Origin of the sequence: Clavibacter nebraskensis NCPPB 2581 (assembly GCF_000355695.1) — a bacterium.
GTDB lineage: Bacteria > Actinomycetota > Actinomycetes > Actinomycetales > Microbacteriaceae > Clavibacter > Clavibacter nebraskensis.
Window position 1 is genome coordinate 860,504 of sequence record NC_020891.1, and the last position, 18,807, is coordinate 879,310.

At 73.8% G+C, this 18,807-nt stretch carries 10 protein-coding genes and 1 other RNA gene; 9 read left to right on the plus strand and 2 right to left on the minus strand.

The window, feature by feature from the left end; genetic code table 11:
* Positions 1-34: 34 nt before the first annotated feature.
* Together CMN_RS04160 and CMN_RS04165 are read right to left on the minus strand one after the other, a co-directional pair.
* Complete coding sequence (locus CMN_RS04160) at positions 35-2,821, minus strand: LuxR C-terminal-related transcriptional regulator (protein WP_106389125.1); 2,787 nt, start codon at positions 2,819-2,821, stop codon at positions 35-37.
* Between the two features lie 401 nt (positions 2,822-3,222).
* Positions 3,223-3,876 carry an SDR family oxidoreductase gene (locus CMN_RS04165; protein WP_041465237.1) on the minus strand — a complete coding sequence of 218 codons (654 nt, stop codon included), beginning with the start codon at positions 3,874-3,876 and terminating at the stop codon, positions 3,223-3,225.
* Positions 3,877-3,961: 85 nt separating this feature from the next.
* Here CMN_RS04165 and ffs point away from each other — a divergent pair.
* From ffs to CMN_RS04205, 9 genes are all read left to right on the plus strand, one after another.
* Positions 3,962-4,058, plus strand: an RNA gene (ffs, locus tag CMN_RS14760) — signal recognition particle sRNA small type.
* Positions 4,059-4,108: 50 nt separating this feature from the next.
* Entirely contained in the window at positions 4,109-6,226 is a 2,118-nt protein-coding gene (gene pta / locus CMN_RS04170) for a phosphate acetyltransferase (protein WP_015489601.1), read from the plus strand.
* 54 nt (positions 6,227-6,280) lie between these two features.
* The gene (locus CMN_RS04175) at positions 6,281-7,471 is read left to right on the plus strand and encodes an acetate/propionate family kinase (protein ID WP_015489602.1); all 1,191 of its coding nucleotides are present in this window, start codon (positions 6,281-6,283) and stop codon (positions 7,469-7,471) included.
* Positions 7,472-7,755: 284 nt separating this feature from the next.
* Positions 7,756-12,057: a choice-of-anchor G family protein gene (locus CMN_RS04180; RefSeq protein ID WP_155119028.1), complete on the plus strand. Its 4,302-nt coding sequence runs from the start codon at positions 7,756-7,758 to the stop codon at positions 12,055-12,057.
* Between the two features lie 125 nt (positions 12,058-12,182).
* Positions 12,183-13,043 carry a DUF5819 family protein gene (locus CMN_RS04185; RefSeq protein WP_015489604.1) on the plus strand — a complete coding sequence of 287 codons (861 nt, stop codon included), beginning with the start codon at positions 12,183-12,185 and terminating at the stop codon, positions 13,041-13,043.
* Positions 13,040-14,260: an HTTM domain-containing protein gene (locus CMN_RS04190; protein ID WP_015489605.1), complete on the plus strand. Its 1,221-nt coding sequence runs from the start codon at positions 13,040-13,042 to the stop codon at positions 14,258-14,260. The genes CMN_RS04185 and CMN_RS04190 overlap by 4 nt, the downstream gene beginning before the upstream one ends.
* 46 nt (positions 14,261-14,306) lie before the next feature.
* A complete protein-coding gene (locus tag CMN_RS04195; RefSeq protein ID WP_041465238.1) occupies positions 14,307-16,805 on the plus strand; it encodes a DNA polymerase III subunit gamma and tau in 2,499 nt (832 codons plus the stop codon).
* A gap of 6 nt (positions 16,806-16,811) precedes the next feature.
* Positions 16,812-17,411, plus strand: coding sequence for a recombination mediator RecR (recR, locus tag CMN_RS04200; protein WP_012297640.1), 600 nt, complete (start codon positions 16,812-16,814; stop codon positions 17,409-17,411).
* A 112-nt stretch (positions 17,412-17,523) separates the two neighbouring features.
* Positions 17,524-18,789: an aspartate kinase gene (locus CMN_RS04205; RefSeq protein WP_015489607.1), complete on the plus strand. Its 1,266-nt coding sequence runs from the start codon at positions 17,524-17,526 to the stop codon at positions 18,787-18,789.
* The last annotated feature ends 18 nt before the right edge of the window (positions 18,790-18,807 follow it).

Below are 18,807 nucleotides of genomic sequence, written 5' to 3' on the forward strand. Positions count from 1 at the left end.
CGCGGCGTCAGGAACGCGGCGGCACCCGTCGATACTACCTGCCCGCGACGAGGCTCGATGCACCCGGGGTGTCGAGCAGCCCCGCGAGGGCTCGACGGGAGGGCGCGCCGAGCTTCGCGCGCGCCTGGTAGAGGTGCGATTCGACCGTGCGGACGGAGAGGAACAGGCGCCCGGCGATCTCCCGGTTGCTCAGGCCCTGGGCCGCGAGCACGCCGATCTCCAGCTCCCGGCGGGTCAGCATGCTCACGTCGAGGACGGGCGTGACCGTGGACGTCTCCACCGCGGGCGCACCGCAGTCGATGCGGGCCTGGATCCGCCCGAGCGTCGCCCGCGCGTCGGCGAGGGCGGGCCCGGGCTCGCCGCCCGCCAGCATGCGGAGCAGGTCCTCGCAGGCGGTGAGGGCCTGCTGGTGCAGGCCAGACTCCTCGAGCGTGCGCACGCCCTGCGCGACGAGCGCCGCGTCCGCCGTGCGGGATCCCACCACGACCTCGGCCATGCCGTGCAGCGCCGGCACGTCGGTGCGCTCGCGGACCAGGCGGGCGCCCGGGACGAGTCGGGCGTCCGTGGACCCGAGCATCCACGCGCGGAACAGCATGCCGGCCCGGAGCGCGTACGCGTCGCCGCTGAGGTCACCGGTGTCGAGCAGGAGCGTCGCCGCCTCGTCCGGCCGGCCGCGGGACGCGAGGATCTCCACCCGCACGCCCTCGGCGAGCATGCGCTGGTACGGGTAGCGCGGGTCGGCGCGGTGCGCGATCTCCGTCGCGATGCGCTCGGCCTCCTCGGTGCGGCCGCGGAGCGCGAGCACACGGGCGCGCTGCATGCCGATCCAGAGCCGCCACGTGCCGATGTCCGGGCCGATGAGGCGGTCGTCGGCGAGGGCCAGCTCGGCCTCCGCGCGGTCGAGCCGGCCGAGGTCGAGGGCGACGCCGCCCGTGATCGCGCCGAGGACGGGGATGAACCACTGCGCGTCCTGCGCGATCGCCGACTCCACCCACGCGTCCAGCTCGCGCTCGAGGTCGGGGAGGTCGAGCCGGCAGAGGCGGCGGGCGAAGGCGCTCGCCGAGAGCAGCTCGAGGCGCCCCTCCTCGAGCAGGATGTCGTCGTAGGTGCCGCGGCGGTCGGCGTGGCGGGACACGAGCCCGAGCCCGTCATCGATGGCGTCGCCGAGCTCGGTACCGCGGCCCAGGTGGCCGAGCGCGAGGACGACCGAGCGCTGGGCCCGGAGGCGCACGAGCGGGCTCGACGTGAGCGTCGCCGCGCCGCGCGCGGCGGTGAGCGCCGCCTCCCACTCCATCAGCCCGAGCGACATCGCCGAGCCGATGACGGCGGCCTGCGCGCGCTCGTCGGGGGTCGCGTCCTCGCCGTGCGCGATCCCCTCGAGCAGCCGGTGGACGCGGTCGGTGCCCGGCATCGCGGCGTGCGTCGACAGGACGCGCCAGTGGAGCGCCTCGACGCGCTCCGCCGGCGTGAGGGCCGCGGTGTCCAGCGCTTCCAGCACCTCCATGGCGCGTGCCGGGTTGCCGAGGACGGTGAGGGCGCGCGCCCGCTCGCAGGCCGCGTACGCGTCGGAGCCGCCGCCTCCGGCGATCTCCGCGAAGGCGAGCGCGTCGTGCGTCATGCCGACGTCGTTCGCGAGCCGCGCGGCGACGAGGTGCACGGCCGCGAGGGTGCCCGCGCCGAAGCGCTCGACGGCGTCGCGGCGCCCGTCGTCGGTGAGCGTGCGCGCGATCAGCAGGCTCTCCTTGGGGTTGAGGGGCACGCCGTGCGCGGCCTCCTGGAGCAGCGACCCGACGACGCGGCGCGTGAGGGCGTCGACGGCGTCCGGGGCGGTGCGCGCGAGGGCGGCCTCGGCCTCGAGCAGGTCGGCGCGCAGGATCCGGTCGCCCTGGCCCTGCACACGCGCAAGGCCGCGGGCGCCGAGCACCCGCAGGATCGTCTCGCCGAAGAGGCGGGCGGCGCGCTGGTAGGGGACGCCGTCGAGGCGGGCGAGGAGCACGAGCGTGCTCCGCTCGTCGTCGTCGAGCATCGACACGCGCGAGGAGACCAGCTCGAGGATCCGGGCGCGTGGCGCGTGCGGGCTCGGGAAGGCGTACCCCGTGACGGTCCGCTCCGTGCCGTCCGACTCGAGCGCCTCGAAGGTCAGCTCGCGGACGAGGAACGGGCGGCCGCCGCTGCGCCGCTGGATCTGCACGCGCGTCGCCTGGTCGAGCGCCACCTGGCCCGCGATCGAGTCGATCATCGCGTCGACCTCGGCCGCGTCGAGCGGGGAGAGGTCGAGCCGCTCGGCGTAGCCGTTCCGCCAGAGGCCGAGGATCTCGTGGGCCGCCTGCGCCGTGCGCGCGGCCTGGTCGCCGCCGGACTCGAGGTCCCGGGCGCGGAGGTGGCGGGCGTCGCCGCCCGTGTCGTCGACCGTCACGAGCAGCGTGCAGTGCTCGCTCGCGCGCGCGTCGGCCAGGGCGGCGCGCAGGTCGGGTGCCATGAGGTGCCCGTCGTCGATGACCACGACGGGCCGCGCGGCGGGGAGCGGGCGCGCGACGCGGATCCCGGGGACCTGGTCGATGACGCGGCGGAGGACGTCCGCGAGGTCGGAGGTGGAGGCGTGGGCGCGGATCACGGTGAGGCCGTTGCGCGTGAGCGCGTCGGCCACGCGACCCGCCACGTGGCTGCGACCCGAGCCGACGCTGCCCGTGACCACGGCGCTCGTGCCGGCCGCGAGCCAGCGCTCGAGCGTCTCGAGGTCGCGGGCGCGACCGCCGCGCCCGGGAGCCGGGCTCTCCACGCGTCCGCTCGACCGGATGTAGGTGTGCGTCATCTGCTTCATGTGACCCCCGTCGCGTCAAAGCGGTGGTCCGCGCCGATTCCCCCGAGGCTGCGCGGTCCTTGTGCGTCCATCTTGCGCGGAATGCGGGGATCCGAGAAGGCGCACCGACGTCTACTGATCGGATGCGCCGCGGAAATAAGTAGTCGGCACTGTGGGGGACACATCCGGGCGCTCCTAGCGTTTCCTTCATGTCCGGGCATGGGGATGCTCCGGACGGTGCGCTCCGGCGCACGATGCGAGCGACGCGCGGGAGGACGACGGCTTCGGGTGCCGTCGACCCGACGCGTCGCCCGCGGCACGACCCGGGTGTCTCACCAGGCCCGGAAGCGGATGACGGCCCCCTCCGGGGAGGAGGGGACCGTCATCCGGATCCGCGCGGGTCGCGCGCCCGGCGGCTGGCGCTAGTAGCGCAGCCCCGCGATGGCCTCGGCGACGGGCTCCTCGCCGGAGATCGCCTCGAACTGGACGCGGACGCCCGTGCCGTCGATGAGCGCGGTCGCGACGATCTCGGCGACGTCGGCGCGCGGGATGGTGCCGCGGCCCGTGGACGTGCCCACCTGGATCCGGCCGGTGCCGGCGTCGTCGGTGAGGCCGCCGGGGCGGACGATGGTCCACTCGATGTCGCGGGCCCGCAGGTCGGCGTCCGCCTCGGACTTGGCGCGCTGGTAGATCTTGTAGGTGTCGTCGCTGTCGGGGTCGAAGCCGTCGACGGCCATCGCCGAGATCATGACGTAGCGCGTGACGCCCGCCTTCTCGGCGGCGTCGGCGAGGAGGATCGCGCCGTCGCGGTCGATGGTGATCTTGCGCTCGGGGCCGGAGTCGGGCCCGCCGCCGGCCGCGAAGACCACGGCGTCGGCGCCCTGGAGCGCCGCGGCGACCTGGTCGACGTCGCTCTCCTCCAGGTCGAGCACGAGCGCCTCGGCGCCCGCGTCCGCGAGGTCGGACGCGTGGTCCGGGTTGCGGACGATGCCGACGGGCTGGTGGCCCTGGTCGGCGAGGCGTCGTTCGAGCAGTCGGGCGATCTGGCCGTGTCCTCCGGCGATGACTATGCGCATGGTCCCCACGGTACGCGCGGTTCGTGACCGGCTCCTGGGCGGGCCGGCGCCGACCGTCGGGCGCCCGGCGTCGGGTACACTCGGTGTCGGCTCCTCGCGTGGTGCCATCCAGGTGAACTCCCCCAGGGCGGAGACGCAGCAAGGGCAGCCGGGCTCTGGCAGGTGCGCGAGGGGTCTTCTCCTTTTAACACGTGCAGGTCTCCGTGCAGGCGACGCCCATAGGCTTGCGGGCATGGCTCGGAGCATCTACATCACGTCCGCCGAAGGGCACTCGGGCAAGTCGACGGTCGCGCTGGGCGTGCTCGACACCCTCACCCACCAGATCCAGCGCGTGGGCGTGTTCCGGCCCATCGCGCGCTCCATCGTCGAGCGCGACTACGTGCTCGAGGCGCTGCTCTCCCACGACGGCGTCGAGCTCGACTACGACGAGTGCGTGGGCGTCACCTACGACGACGTGCACGCGGATCCCGAGGCCGCGCTCTCGCGCATCGTCGAGCGGTACAAGGCCGTCGAGGCCAAGTGCGACGCGGTCGTCATCGTCGGCAGCGACTACACCGACGTCGGCAGCCCCACCGAGCTGTCCTTCAACGCGCGCATCGCGGCGAACCTCGGCGCCCCCGTGCTCCTCGTGCTCACGGGCCGCCGCACCGACGAGACCGGCGGCCGCAGCCCCGACGAGATGCGCCAGATCGCCGACCTCGCCATCCCCGAGCTCGTCACCGCGCACGCGGGCCTCCTCGGAGTGGTGGTGAACCGCGCCGATCCCGAGCAGCTCGACGCCATCACGGCCGCGATCCCCGCCGCCGTCCCCGCCTCGTTCCAGGCGAAGGCGCCGCACGTGCCCGTCTGGGCGATCCCGGAGGACGCGTTCCTCGTGGCGCCGACCGTCGCCGAGCTGCTGGACGCGGTCGACGGCACGCTCGTCAAGGGCGACGCGGCGCTCCTCAGCCGCGAGGCGCTCGGGGTCGTCGTCTCCGCCATGTCGATGGAGAACGTGCTCGCGCGCCTCACCGAGGGCGCCATCGTCGTGATCCCCGGCGACCGCAGCGAGGTCCTCCTCGGCGTGCTCACGGCCCACGCCTCCGAGACGTTCCCCACCGTCGCGGGCATCGTGCTCAACGGCGGCTTCGCGCTGTCGCCCACCATCGAGCGGCTCGTCTCCGGGCTCGACGAGACCCTGCCGATCATCTCCACCGAGCTCGGCACCTACGAGACCGCGAAGCGCATCACGCAGACGCGCGGCCGGCTCTCGCCCGAGTCCAGCCGCAAGATGGACACGGCGCTCGCCGCCTTCGAGCAGCACGTCGACACGTCCCGGCTGCTCGAGCTGCTGGACGTCAGCCGGTCCGACGTGGTCACGCCGCTCATGTTCGAGTACGGGCTCATCGAGCGGGCGCGGAGGGCCGGCAAGCGGATCGTGCTGCCCGAGGGCACCGACGACCGCGTGCTGCGCGCCGCGGGCACGATCCTCCGACGCGGCATCGCCGACGTCACGATCCTCGGCGAGGAGATCGAGGTCCGCTCGCGCGCCATCGGCCTCGGCATCGACATCGGCCGCGCGACCGTGCTCAGCCCCTTCGACGCCGTGCTCCGCGAGCGCTTCGCGGAGGAGTACGTCCGCTTGCGCGCCCACAAGGGCATGGTGCTCGACATCGCGCGCGAGACCGTCACCGACGTCTCCTACTTCGGCACGATGATGGTGCAGCTCGGGCTCGCCGATGGCATGGTCTCCGGCGCCGCGCACACGACGGCGCACACCATCCGGCCGGGCTTCGAGATCATCAAGACCACCGAGGGCGTCTCCGTCGTCTCGTCGGTGTTCCTCATGGCGCTCGCCGACCGCGTGCTCGTGTACGGCGACTGCGCCGTGAACCCCGATCCCACGGCCGACCAGCTCGCGGACATCGCCATCTCGTCGGCGGAGACCGCGGCGCAGTTCGGCATCGAGCCGCGCATCGCGATGCTGTCGTACTCGACGGGGGAGTCGGGCGCCGGTGCCGACGTGGAGAAGGTGCGCCAGGCCACCGCACGCGTGCGGGAGCTGCGGCCGGACCTCGCGGTCGAGGGCCCCATCCAGTACGACGCGGCGGCGGACGCGGCCGTCGCGGCCACGAAGATGCCCGACTCGCAGGTCGCCGGCCGCGCGACGGTGTTCATCTTCCCGGACCTCAACACGGGCAACAACACCTACAAGGCCGTGCAGCGCTCGGCCGGCGCGGTCGCCATCGGGCCCGTGCTGCAGGGGCTGCGCAAGCCCATCAACGACCTGTCGCGCGGCGCGCTCGTGCAGGACATCGTCAACACCGTCGCCATCACCGCCATCCAGGCCGAGGGGCTCCAGGCGGGCTGAGGCCCGCCCGTCCCGTCGTCCGCCCCACCCGCCGCACCCGTCAGGAGCCCGCCCGTGCCCGTCGTCCTCGTCGTCAACTCCGGATCGTCGTCGTTCAAGTACCAGCTCATCGAGATGGGCTCGGAGTCCGTGCTCGCGTCCGGCCTCGTGGAGCGCATCGGCGAGCCGACCGGATCCACCCGTCACAAGGCCGGCGGCGACTCGTGGGAGCGCGAGCTGCCCATCGCCGACCACACCGCGGGCTTCCAGGCGATGCTCGACGCGTTCGCGGAGCACGGCCCGTCGCTCGAGGAGGGGCCGCCCGTCGCGGTCGGCCACCGCGTCGTGCACGGCGGGGACGTGTTCGTCGAGCCGACCGTCGTCACCGACCAGGTCAAGGCCGACATCGACGACCTCTCCGCGCTCGCGCCGCTGCACAACCCCGGCGCGCTGCAGGGGATCGAGGCGGCCCAGCAGGCGTTCCCCGACGTCCCGCACGTGGCCGTGTTCGACACCGCGTTCCACCAGACGCTGCCCGCCGAGGCGTACACGTACGCGATCGACCGGGAGCTCGCGGCCGCGCACCGCATCCGCCGCTACGGCTTCCACGGCACGAGCCACAAGTACGTCTCCGAGGCGGCCGCGCGCCTGCTCGGGAAGCCGCTCGAGGAGACGCGGATCATCGTGCTGCACCTCGGCAACGGGGCGTCCGCCGCGGCGGTGCAGGGCGGCCGCTCCATCGACACCTCCATGGGCCTCACGCCGCTCGAGGGCCTCGTGATGGGGACGCGCTCCGGCGACATCGACCCCGCGATCCTCTTCCACCTCGCCCGCCACACCGACCTCGGGCTCGACGGACTCGAGACGCTGCTGAATCGCAAGAGCGGCCTGCTCGGCCTCACTGGCCTCGGCGACATGCGCGACGTGCAGCGCGCCGCGGCCGACGGCGACGAGGCCGCGCAGACCGCGCTCGGGGTGTACCGGCATCGGATCCGCCACTACGTGGGCGCGTACGCGGCGCAGCTCGGCGGGGTGGACGCGGTCGTCTTCACCGCGGGCGTCGGCGAGAACAACCCGCTCGTGCGGCGCCGCTCGCTCGTCGGGCTCGAGTTCATGGGGCTCGCCATCGACGACGACCGCAACGAGCTCATCAGCTCCGAGGCGCGCTTCGTGAGCCCCGAGGGCTCGCCCGTCGCGGTGCTCGTGATCCCCACCGACGAGGAGCTCGAGATCGCCCGGCAGTCGCTTGCGGCGACCGCGGACTGACCCCGCCCTCTCCGCGCCGTCCCCGAGGCCCGTGATCCGATCGCATCGCGGGCCTCGTCTCGTGCTGCCGGCCGCGCGGATCAGTAGCGCCACTGGGACGCCTACTGAACCGACTGCGTGCCCGCGAGCGTGCACACCAGTGCCCTGCAGTGTTGTCGGCCCCGCGAGCGGATGCGAGCCTTCGATGACCGTGGGTGTGGTGGGGGCCGCCCCGCGGGATGCACGGCTGCGCCCCACGAGCGTGGCCGGCCACGCAATCGAGGGGAACGCAGATGGCACTACACATGCCCAGCCGCAGAAGCAGGCTGGCGACCGCGACGGCCTTCGGGCTCGCCGCGGCGATCGTCGCGTTCGGGGGCACCGCGCCCGCGAACGCCGCACCGGGGGACACGGCGGAGGCCGAGGGACGCTTCCTGACCCTGACGAACGTCCCGCAGGTGATCGCCCTCGACGGCGCATACGCCTCGTACGGCCCGGGTGACACCGCCGCGCAGGTGGAGGACGCGCCGCTGGACGCGACCGTCCTCGGGGGGCTCGCGAACGCGCAGCTCGCCGCCGGTGTCACGCTCGGCTCGCTCCTCGACCTGGACCAGGCGGCAGCGGCCGGCGTGCTGCAGCAGTACGCGGCCGCGGGACCGGCCGGCGCCACGGGCGCGGCGGGAGCCGTGTCGGACAGCGGCGCCATCACGGTCGGCCAGGGCGGCGGGCAGCAGACGGTCATCGGCCTCGGCTCGACCATCGCCTCGATCGGCGCGGACGACGCCCTCTCCGACCTCTCGCTGCGCTTCGGCGCGATCTCCTCCACCGTCACGTCGACGGGCACGGGGACGCCGACCTCGGACTACGACATCGCCTCGGCCGAGGCCGTGCTCACGAGCCCGCTGGTCGCCCAGATCAGCTCGCGGCTCACGACGGCCGTCGACGGCATCGCCCCCGGCATCGCCGCTGACATCGACGTCTCGGCCGCCACGGGCCCGCTCCTCGAGGAGATCCTCGGGGAGAACGTGCTGACCTCGGCCCTCCGGGTCGGGACCCCGACCGTCACGACCACGGCGAACGTGGACACGGCCGCCGTCGTGCAGGCCGCGCTCGCCGAGCCCCTCACGAACGAGGACGGCACGGTCTCGATCGACGTGTCCGCCGGCACCATCACGGTGGACCTCGACCGGATCCAGGCGCTGAACGACCGCGCCGCCGGCACCTCGGTCCTGACCTCGGCGCTCCTCTCGAGCGTCGTCGACTCGGCGATCACGGACGTCTTCACGGACGTGCTGCCGAACCGCCTCGTGGACGCGCTCCGCGCCTCCACCACGGTGAACGTCGCGGTCACCGCGCCGCTCACGACGGGCCTGCTCAACGCGAACGCCGGCCCGCTCGGCGTGGACGTCAACCTGTCGCTCGACCGCCTGCTCGGCGGCACGACCGGCACGGCGCCCACTGTCAGCCTCACCCGCACCGCGCTGCTGCCGCCGCTGAACGCGACGGTGGACCTCGCGCTGCTCACGCCGCTGTTCGACGACCTCGTCACCGCGTTGATCGGCGCGAACGCGGACACCAACCTGCTGCCGGCCGTCGGCACCGCCCTCACCGGCGTCAGCACGGGCGTGATCACCGCCCTCGCCCCGGCCTTCCCGGTCGTCGACCGGGTGGTGCGCCTCACGGTCAACGAGCAGACGCCGGACGCGTTCGTCGACGGGGACGGCGTCGACGCCGGTTCCTCCTCGGTGACCGCCCTCCGCGTGCGGCTGCTCGGGAACGGCGGGCCGACCATCGACCTGGCCCGCTCGACCGTCCGCGCCGTCCCGGCCCCCGCGGCCGACGACGTGACCATCGCGTCGCCGACGCCCGCCCAGGTGATCGAGCTGCCGGCCGGGGAGACGACCGTCGTCGTGCCCGTCACCGGCACCGCCGACCCCGACGCCGAGGTCACGCTGACCGTCGGCGGCCAGACGGTCGGACCGCAGCCGGTCGGACCCGGGAACGCCTACACGCTCACCCCTCCCGCCCTCCCGGCGGGCACCTACACCGCGACCGTCACCCAGACGATCGACGGGCAGGCCGCGGGCTCCGAGACGGTGACCTTCACCATCGCCGCGGCCGCCGCGGACATCACGATCACGACGCCCACCGCGGACCAGGTCTTCCTGACCACCGCGGCGGACCCGACGGTCGACGTGCCCGTGGAGGGCGCGGCGGACGCGCGCGCCTCCGTCACCGTGACGATCCCCGGCCAGACCGCGCAGACCGAGCTGGTCGGCGCGGACGGCGTCTACGACGTGACGTTCGCCGACCTGCCGGTCGGCACCTACACGGCGACCGCCACCCAGTCGATCGACGGCGTGGTCCGCGGGACGGAGACGGTGACCTTCACGGTCGGCGCCCCCGCCGCCGGGGTCACCATCACCGCGCCGGAGAACGGCGACCTGATCCTCAGCGCCGGCGCCGTGCCGACGGCCGACGTCCCCGTGACCGGCGCCGCCGACCCGCGCGCCAGCGTCACGGTGACGATCCCGGGCCAGGACCCGCAGACCGAGCACGTCGGTGACGACGGGATCTACGACGTGCTGTTCGCCGACCTCCCGGTCGGCGACTACACGGCGACCGCGACCCAGTCCATCGGCGGCGTCGCCTCCGGGACGGCGACCGTGACCTTCTCGGTCGTCGCACCCGCCGTCGCCGTGGTCATCGACACCCCGACCGACGGGCAGGACATCACGGTCCCGGCCGGCGGCACCGCGGTGGACGTGACCGTCACCGGCAGCGCGGACCCGCGCGGCTCCGTGCTCATCGCGGTGACGGGCCAGACCCCCGTCACGCAGGTGGTCGGGGACGACGGCCGCTTCGAGGCGACGTTCCCGGGCCTCACGGCCGCCGGGTACACCGTCACGGTGACGCAGACCGTCTTCGACGCCCCCGCGGGCTCGGACACGGCCGACTTCACCGTCTCCATCGCCGGCGTCGACCAGGTCGTCATCGAGACCCCCGGTGACGGCGACTTCCTCCCGCTGCCGGACGGGGACACCACCGTCTCCGTCCCGGTGACGGGCACGGCCGACCCGGACGCCGCCGTGACCCTCACGGTCGGCGGCACGACGACGGCTCCCGTCGACGTGGACGACGATGGCGACTTCACGTTGGCGACGCCCGCCCTGCCCGCGGGCACCTACACGGGCACCGTCACCCAGACGATCGGCGGCGTCGCCGTCGGCACCGACACCGTGACCTTCACGGTCGGCGTGCCGGTGGACATCGGCTCGCCGTTCGACTTCCAGGTCTTCCCGCTCGACGGCGGGGCGACGACCCGGGACGTGCCCATCTCCGGCACGGCCGACCCGCTGGGGACGGTGACGGTCTCGATCCTCGGGCTCGACCCGATCACCACGGAGGTCGACGCAGAGGGCAACTACTCGGTGACGTTCTTCGGCCTGGAGCGCGGATCCTACGAGGCGATCGCGACGCAGACCATCGGCGGCGCTCCCGCCGGTGACGCGACGGTCGAGTTCGACGTCGGCGTGACCGGCGAGGAGGGCATCGACTCCGACGCCGTGGCCGCGGTGGACGTGGACGGCGACGGCACGGACGTCACCGACGGCGGCGTGGACGCGGACGCGGTCGACGCCGACGGCGCCGCGGATGCCGCTGGTGCGGACGCGTCCGACGCCGCTGGCGCAGACGCGACCGACGCCGCTGGTGCGGATGCGACGGACGCGACCGATGCTGCTGGCGCTGACGCGACGGATGCTGCTGGTACGGACGCGACGGATGCTGCCGGTACGGACGCGACGGATGCTGCCGGTACGGACGCGACGGACGCTGCTGGCACGGACGCGACCGACGCTGCTGGCACGGACGCGACGGACGCTGCTGGCGCCGATGCGACGGATGCTGCTGGCACGGATGCGACGGATGCCGCTGGCGCTGACGCGACGGACCCTGCTGGTACGGACGCGACGGATGCTGCTGGCACCGACGTGACGGATGCCGCTGGCACTGACGCGACGGACGCCGCCGGTACCGACGCGGCTGACGCGACGGACGCCGCCGGCACGGACGCGGCCGACGCCACGGACGCCGCCGACGCGACCGACGGATCCACCGACGGGGGCGACGCCCCCACCCGGGCCGTCGTCCGCTTCACGGAGCTCGTCCGCGGGAGCGGGTCGGTGCAGGTGGTCGACGCCTTCGGGTTCATCCCCGGTGAGACGCTCAACGCGACGGTGTTCTCCACGCCGAGGCCGCTGACGCCGATGGTCGCGGATGCCGATGGACGCGCGACCTTCATGTTCGAGATCGGCCCGGACTTCGAGCTCGGGGACCACCGGGTCGAGGTGGTCGGTGTCGACTCGGGCATGGCCGACGAGATGATCACGCGGTTCCGGGTCGTCGGATCCACCGTCCCGGCTGGCCAGCCCGGCACGCCGATCAGCGGCGGCTACGGCGGCGGGATCCTCCCGGTCACAGGCGGCGACGGCGACGGGATGCTGCTGCTCGGCGGCATCGCGCTCCTGATGATGCTGACCGGTGCCGGTGCCGGTGCCGGTGCCGGTGCCGGTGCCCTGCACCGCGGCCGCAGCCGACGGGCGTGATCCGCTCGAGCTGAGCACGAAGACGGCGGGCGGTCCGGCGAGAGTCGGGCCGCCCGCCGGATCCGCTCCACGGGCACGACCCGCACGACGAAGACCCACCCGACGCACGAGGGGGACGGCGCACGATGACCGACACGACCCACGACCACGACGTCGACCACCAGGTCGACGACGCCACGTCGTCGTCGACCCCACCGCCCACCGAACCCGCATCACCCGCGGACCCCGCGACGCCGCGCCTCACGCTCGGCGCCCGCATCGGCACCGCCCTCGCGGCCGTCGTCGTCGCGATCTACGTGGCCACCTCGATCCTCACGGTCGTCCCGCAGGGCGACGCCACCCGCGCCCTCACCGCCGCCGCGCGCCCGTACTTCAGCCAGCAGTGGAACGTGTTCGCCCCGTCGATCCAGAAGACGAACCGCCACCTCCAGATGCAGGCCCAGTGGCGCGACGACTCGGGTGCCCTCGTCAAGAGCGAGTGGCTGGACATCACCCGCGCCGAGTACGCGGCGGGGGAGGGCGAGATCCAGCCCGCGCGCACCGTGAAGCAGAGCGCGAACCTGCTCAAGACCTACACGGAGCGGTTCCGGGGCCTCACCCCCGAGCAGCAGGCGATCGTGCAGGACACCTTCATCCGCCGCGCCGATACCGACTCGGGGTTCGCGGCCAAGACCGCCGTCTCCCTCATCGACCAGCTCTCCGCCCTCGACGAGGGCGGCCGCGGCCGCGTGATCACGATGCTCCGCGCGGACTACGTGCTCAAGGAGTTCACGACCTACTGGGCCACGGCGTGGTTCGGCCGCGACATCGAGCGCGTGCGCTGGCGCGTCGCGACCGAGCGTCCCAACGACTTCGCCCACCGGTCCGACGACCAGCAGCAGTTCACCCCCTCGACGCGCACCTTCGGGTGGCGCGAGGCGGACGACGTGATCGACCCGCAGGCGCTCAGCGTCTACCAGGGGATCGTGGAGAGGTACGCCCGATGAGCGCGAGGACGCACGAGACCGCGTCGACCCCGAAGGCGGTGGCCGCCGGATCGTGGGCGGGACGCAGCCGGACCGTCCGCGCCGTCCCCTCCGCGCGCGCCGCCCGCGTCCGCCGGCTGCTGCAGGACCGCGAGCTGCTCACGGCGCTCCGCGACCCGCGCGGCTGGCCCCGCGGCGTCGCCACCTGGATGACCGAGCGGGAGCACGCCACCTTCAGCTTCGCCGCGCTCCGCATCACCCTCGGCGCCGTGATCCTCCTGGTGCTGGTCACGTGCTTCGCCGACCGCCACTACCTGTGGGGCGTCGGATCCCGGTTCATCGACCCCGAGGCGACCCGCCGCGGTTGGCTCCCGATCTTCACGGGCCTCTTCTCGAAGACCGACGCCACGCTCTTCGACTTGGCGTACCTCGTGCTCGTCGTGCTCGCCGCGCTGTTCACGCTCGGGTGGCGCACGCGCATCGTGACCCCGTTCCTCCTCCTCTTCTGGATCGGCCTGTCGACGAACAGCACGCTCCTCACCAACGGCGGCGACACGGTCCTCCGCCTCACCCTCTTCTTCGTCCTCTTCGCCGACCTGTCCCGGCACCTGTCGCTGGACGCGGTCCGGCGGCGCCGCGAACGCGAGGCGACCGAAGCGGGGACCGTGCGGCGGGCGCCGGCGCTCCACGTCGAGGCGGCGCGGACGGCGGTCGACCGGATCCCGCGGCTCGTGCGCGTGCTCCTGCACAACACCGCGCTGGTGCTCTGCGCGTACCAGATCATGCTCGTGTACGTGAACTCGGCGATCCTCAAGCTGCAGGGGCCGGAGTGGCGCGACGGATCCGCCACCTACTACTCGCTGCTCATCGAGGGGTACCGGCCGTGGCCGTGGCTGAGCGACCTGGTGGCGCAGGCGAGCGTCGGCGTGGTGCTGGCGAGCTTCGTGGCGGTCGCGTTCCAGGGCCTGTTCCCGCTGCTCGTCCTGTGGCGGCCGACCCGAGTCGTCGCGCTCGTGGTCATCACGGGCATGCACGTCATGATCGGGATCCTGCTGGGCCTCTGGCCGTTCTCCCTCGCGATGATCGCGCTCGACTTCCTCTTCATCCGCGACGCGACGTGGCGCGAGGGGCTGGCGCTCGCCCGCCGCGTCCGCGCGGAGGCGCCCGGCCGGATCCGCGAGCTGCGCGCGCGCCGCTCCTCCCCAGCCGCGCCCGCCGAGGTCCCGGCCGAGACCTGACGCCCCGGCGGCCGGGCGGTCGGGGGTGCCCGGTATCCTGAGGCTCGTGGTCACCGCCCTGTATCGCCGTTATCGGCCAGAGAACTTCGCCGAGCTCATCGGCCAGACGCAGGTGACGGATCCGCTGCGCACCGCGCTCCGCACCAACCGCGTCAACCACGCGTACCTGTTCAGCGGCCCGCGCGGCTGCGGCAAGACCACGTCGGCCCGCATCCTCGCGCGCTGCCTCAACTGCGCCGAGGGTCCCACCGACACCCCGTGCGGCGTCTGCCCCAGCTGCGTCGAGCTCAGCCGCGACGGCAGCGGATCCCTCGACGTGGTCGAGATCGACGCCGCGAGCCACAACGGCGTCGACGACGCGCGCGACATCCGCGAGCGCGCGGTCTTCGCGCCGGCGCGCGACCGCTACAAGATCTTCATCCTCGACGAGGCGCACATGGTCACGCCGCAGGGCTTTAACGCGCTGCTGAAGATCGTGGAGGAGCCGCCGGAGCACGTGAAGTTCATCTTCGCCACCACGGAGCCCGACAAGGTCATCGGCACCATCCGCTCCCGCACGCACCACTACCCGTTCCGCCTCGTGCCGCCCGCGCAGATGCTCGACTACGTGGAGCACCTCGCGCGCGAGGAGAGCGTCGAGGTGGCGCCCGGCGTCCTGCCGCTCGTCGTGCGCGCCGGCGGGGGATCGGTGCGCGACACCCTCTCCCTGCTCGACCAGCTCATCGCGGGCTCGGAGGACGAGAGCGTGGAGTACGAGCGCGCCGTCGCCCTGCTCGGCTACACGCACGCGGCGCTGCTCGACGAGGTCATCGACGCGGTCGCGCGGCACGACGCGGCCGCCGCGTTCGCGGGGGTCGACCGGGTCATCCAGACCGGCCAGGATCCGCGCCGCTTCGTGGAGGACCTCCTCGAGCGCCTCCGCGACCTCATCATCGTCGGCGCCACCTCCGCCGAGGGCGCCGCGGCCGTGCTGCGCGGCACCCCGGAGGACGAGCTCGAGCGCATGCGCGCGCAGGCCGTCGCGTTCGGCGCCGTCGAGCTGTCCCGCGCCGCCGACGTGGTCAACGCCGCCCTCACCGAGATGACCGGCGCCACGTCGCCGCGCCTCCACCTCGAGCTGCTGGTCGCGCGGGTGCTGGTGCCCGCCAGTGACGACACGCACCGCGGCGCCCTCGCCCGGGTCGAGCGCCTCGAGCGCAGGGTCGGCGTCGCCGACGCGGCGGCGGCTCCGGCGCCCGCCGCCGTCGCGACGGCTCCGTCGAAGGCTCCGGCCCCCGCGCCCGCGGCGGCTCCCGCTCCCGTCGCACCGCCGGCTCCCGTGGCCGCGCCGGCTCCGGCCGCGGCTCCCGATCCGGCCCCCGTCGCGACGCCGACGGAGACCGGCTCCGCCGCGTCGCCCGCGGCACCGCCGTCGTCCGCTCCCGTCGAGCCGTCCCCGGTCGTGTCGTCGTCGGGGCCGAGCGCTCCCACCGAAGAGGCGTCGGCAGCTCCCGCCGCGGCCGCGCCCGTCGGGCCGGTCACGTTCGAGCAGCTCCGCGACTCCTGGCCGTCGGTCGTCGAGGCGGTCGAGAAGGCCAAGCGCAGCGCCTGGCTCGTCGCCGTCACGGCCACGCCGCGCGCCCTCGCCGACGACGTGCTCACCCTATCCTTCATCAGCGCGAACGACGCGGAGAGGTTCAAGGAGCGCGGCGCTCCCGGCCAGGGCGTCAGCGACATCCTGCGCACCGCCATCCTCGACGTGCTCGGCATCCGCGTGAAGTTCATCGCGCGCGTCGAGCCCCACGGGGGCACCTCCGCTCCCGTGGGCACCGCGGCTCCGAGCGGCGGCGGATCCGGGTCGCCCGCGCCCGACACCTCCGCCCCGACGACGACCCGCACGGCGACGACCGGCACGCGCCCGGAAGCGGGGAGCCCCACCGCGTCGTTCGTCCCCGCCGCCCCGTCGGCGTCGGCGGCCCCGTCCGCGAGCCCGACGACCCCGGCGAAGACCACCCCGCCCGCGAAGACGACGCCGGCCGGCGGCGGATGGGCGACGGTGGCCATCCCCACGTCCGACCCCGGCGCGTCCGAGGCACCCGCCGTCCGGGCACCCGCCTCCCGTCCCGAGCGTTCCGCCCCCGCGGCCCCCGCGGTCCCGCCGGCTGCACCGACCGCCGCCCCGCGCACCACGGCCTCCGGCTCGCCCGCGCGCGGGTCGTCGGTCGTGCCCGACGCCCACGTCCCCGACTTCGAGGAGCCGGAGCCCGACGAGTTCGGCCCCGCCGAGCCCGGCTGGGCCACCGGCGGCGCATCGCCGGACGCGGCACCGCCCGTCGCCCGATCCGACCCCGCGCAGCAGCCGCCGGCCGCCGCCCCCGGATCCGCTCCTCGGCCGGACGCGGCGCCCGCCGACGTGAGGTCCGCGCCCCCCACCGCCCCGGCGTCCGCGGCGCCCCAGCGCTACGGCGAGTCCGTCGTCCGCGAGATCCTGCAGGCGAGCTTCATCGAGGAGAAGCCCGTCGAGCGCAAGGCCCGCCCCACCATCCACCCCACAGGTCAGGACTAGCGCCGCATGTACGAGGGAATCGTCCAGGAGCTGATCGACGAGCTCGGCCGCCTGCCGGGCATCGGCCCGAAGTCCGCCCAGCGCATCGCGTTCCACATCCTCCAGACCGAGACGTTCGACGTCTCGCGCCTGGCCGAGGTGCTCACGGTGGTCCGCGACAAGGTGCGCTTCTGCGCCATCTGCGGCAACGTCAGCGAGGAGGAGACCTGCGGCATCTGCCGGGATCCCCGCCGCAGCCCCGCCACCATCTGCGTGGTCGAGGAGGCGAAGGACGTCGTCGCCATCGAGCGCACCCGCGAGTTCCGCGGGCTCTACCATGTCCTCGGCGGGGCCATCAGCCCCATCGACGGCATCGGACCGGACGACCTCCGCATCCGCCAGCTCATGCAGCGCCTCGCCGACGCCACGGTCACCGAGGTCATCATCGCCACGGATCCGAACCTCGAGGGCGAGGCGACCGCCACCTACCTCTCGCGGCTGCTCTCCACCTTCGACATCCGCGTCACGCGCCTCGCCTCCGGCCTCCCCGTCGGCGGCGACCTCGAGTACGCCGACGAGGTCACCCTCGGCCGGGCCTTCGAGGGCCGACGCCTCGTGGGGGAGTGACCCGACGGCGCACCAGCCGGCGCATGCCGTCACACGGCGGGACCGCCGATCGCCCCCGCCCTACAATCGTGAACCGGGCCTCCCGCGCCCACCCGAACCCCAGGAGTCGCCCGTGAGCCTCATCGTGCAGAAGTTCGGCGGATCGTCGGTGGCCGATGCCGAGAGCATCAAGCGCGTCGCGAAGCGCATCGTCGCCACCCGCAAGGCCGGCAACGACGTCGTCGTCGCCGTCTCCGCCATGGGCGACTCGACGGACGAGCTGCTCGACCTGGCCCACGAGGTCACGCCCATCCCCGCGCCGCGCGAGCTCGACATGCTCCTCACCGCGGGCGAGCGCATCTCCATGGCGCTGCTCGCCATGGCCATCAAGAGCATGGGCTACGACGCGCGCTCGTTCACGGGCAGCCAGGCCGGCATGATCACCGACGCCCAGCACGGCGCCGCCCGCATCGTCGACGTCACCCCGGGCCGCGTCCGCGACGCCCTCGGCGAGGGCGCCATCGCCATCGTCGCCGGCTTCCAGGGCTTCAACCGCGGCACGGGCGACATCACCACGCTCGGCCGCGGCGGATCCGACACCACGGCGGTCGCGCTCGCGGCGGCCCTCGGCGCCGACGTCTGCGAGATCTACACCGACGTCGACGGAATCTTCACGGCCGACCCGCGCGTCGTGCCGCTCGCCCGCAAGATCGACCGCATCACGAGCGAGGAGATGCTCGAGCTCGCGGCGTCCGGCGCGAAGGTCCTCTACATCCGCGCCGTCGAGTACGCCCGCCGGCACGGCGTCCTGCTGCACGTCCGCTCCTCGTTCACGCACAACGAGGGCACCATCGTCTACAACCCCACGGATGGAGAGAATGTGGAAGAGCCCGTCATCGTCGGCGTCGCCGCCGACCTCAGCGAGGCCAAGGTCACGGTGGTCGGCGTCCCCGACGTGCCGGGCAAGGCCGCGCAGATCTTCACCATCGTCGCCAAGACCGGCGCGAACATCGACATGATCGTGCAGAACGTGTCGGCCGCCGCCACGAGCCTCACCGACATCTCGTTCACGCTCCCGAAGTCCGACGCGCAGCGCGTCCTCACGGTCCTCGCCGCCGAGAAGGACGAGGTCGGCTTCACCGGCCTGCAGCACGACGACCAGATCGGCAAGCTCGCGCTCGTCGGCGCCGGCATGCGCACCAACGCGGGCGTCTCGGCGCAGCTGTTCACCGCGCTGTCGGAGGCCGGCATCAACATCGAGATGATCTCCACCAGCGAGATCCGCATCTCGGTCGTCACGCGCGCCGACACCATCGACGAGGCCGTGCGCGTCGTCCACCACGCGTTCGGGCTCGACGCGGACGACGTCGCCGTCGTCCACGCCGGCACCGGCCGCTGACCCGCACCCGCCCGACCC

Coding starts and splice junctions, on each gene's coding strand:
- CMN_RS04160 (WP_106389125.1), bottom strand. CDS start 2,821: ATGAAGCAGATGACGCACACCTACATCCGGTCGAGCGGACGCGTGGAG.
- CMN_RS04165 (WP_041465237.1), bottom strand. CDS start 3,876: ATGCGCATAGTCATCGCCGGAGGACACGGCCAGATCGCCCGACTGCTC.
- pta (WP_015489601.1), top strand. CDS start 4,109: ATGGCTCGGAGCATCTACATCACGTCCGCCGAAGGGCACTCGGGCAAG.
- CMN_RS04180 (WP_155119028.1), top strand. CDS start 7,756: ATGCCCAGCCGCAGAAGCAGGCTGGCGACCGCGACGGCCTTCGGGCTC.
- CMN_RS04185 (WP_015489604.1), top strand. CDS start 12,183: ATGACCGACACGACCCACGACCACGACGTCGACCACCAGGTCGACGAC.
- CMN_RS04190 (WP_015489605.1), top strand. CDS start 13,040: ATGAGCGCGAGGACGCACGAGACCGCGTCGACCCCGAAGGCGGTGGCC.
- recR (WP_012297640.1), top strand. CDS start 16,812: ATGTACGAGGGAATCGTCCAGGAGCTGATCGACGAGCTCGGCCGCCTG.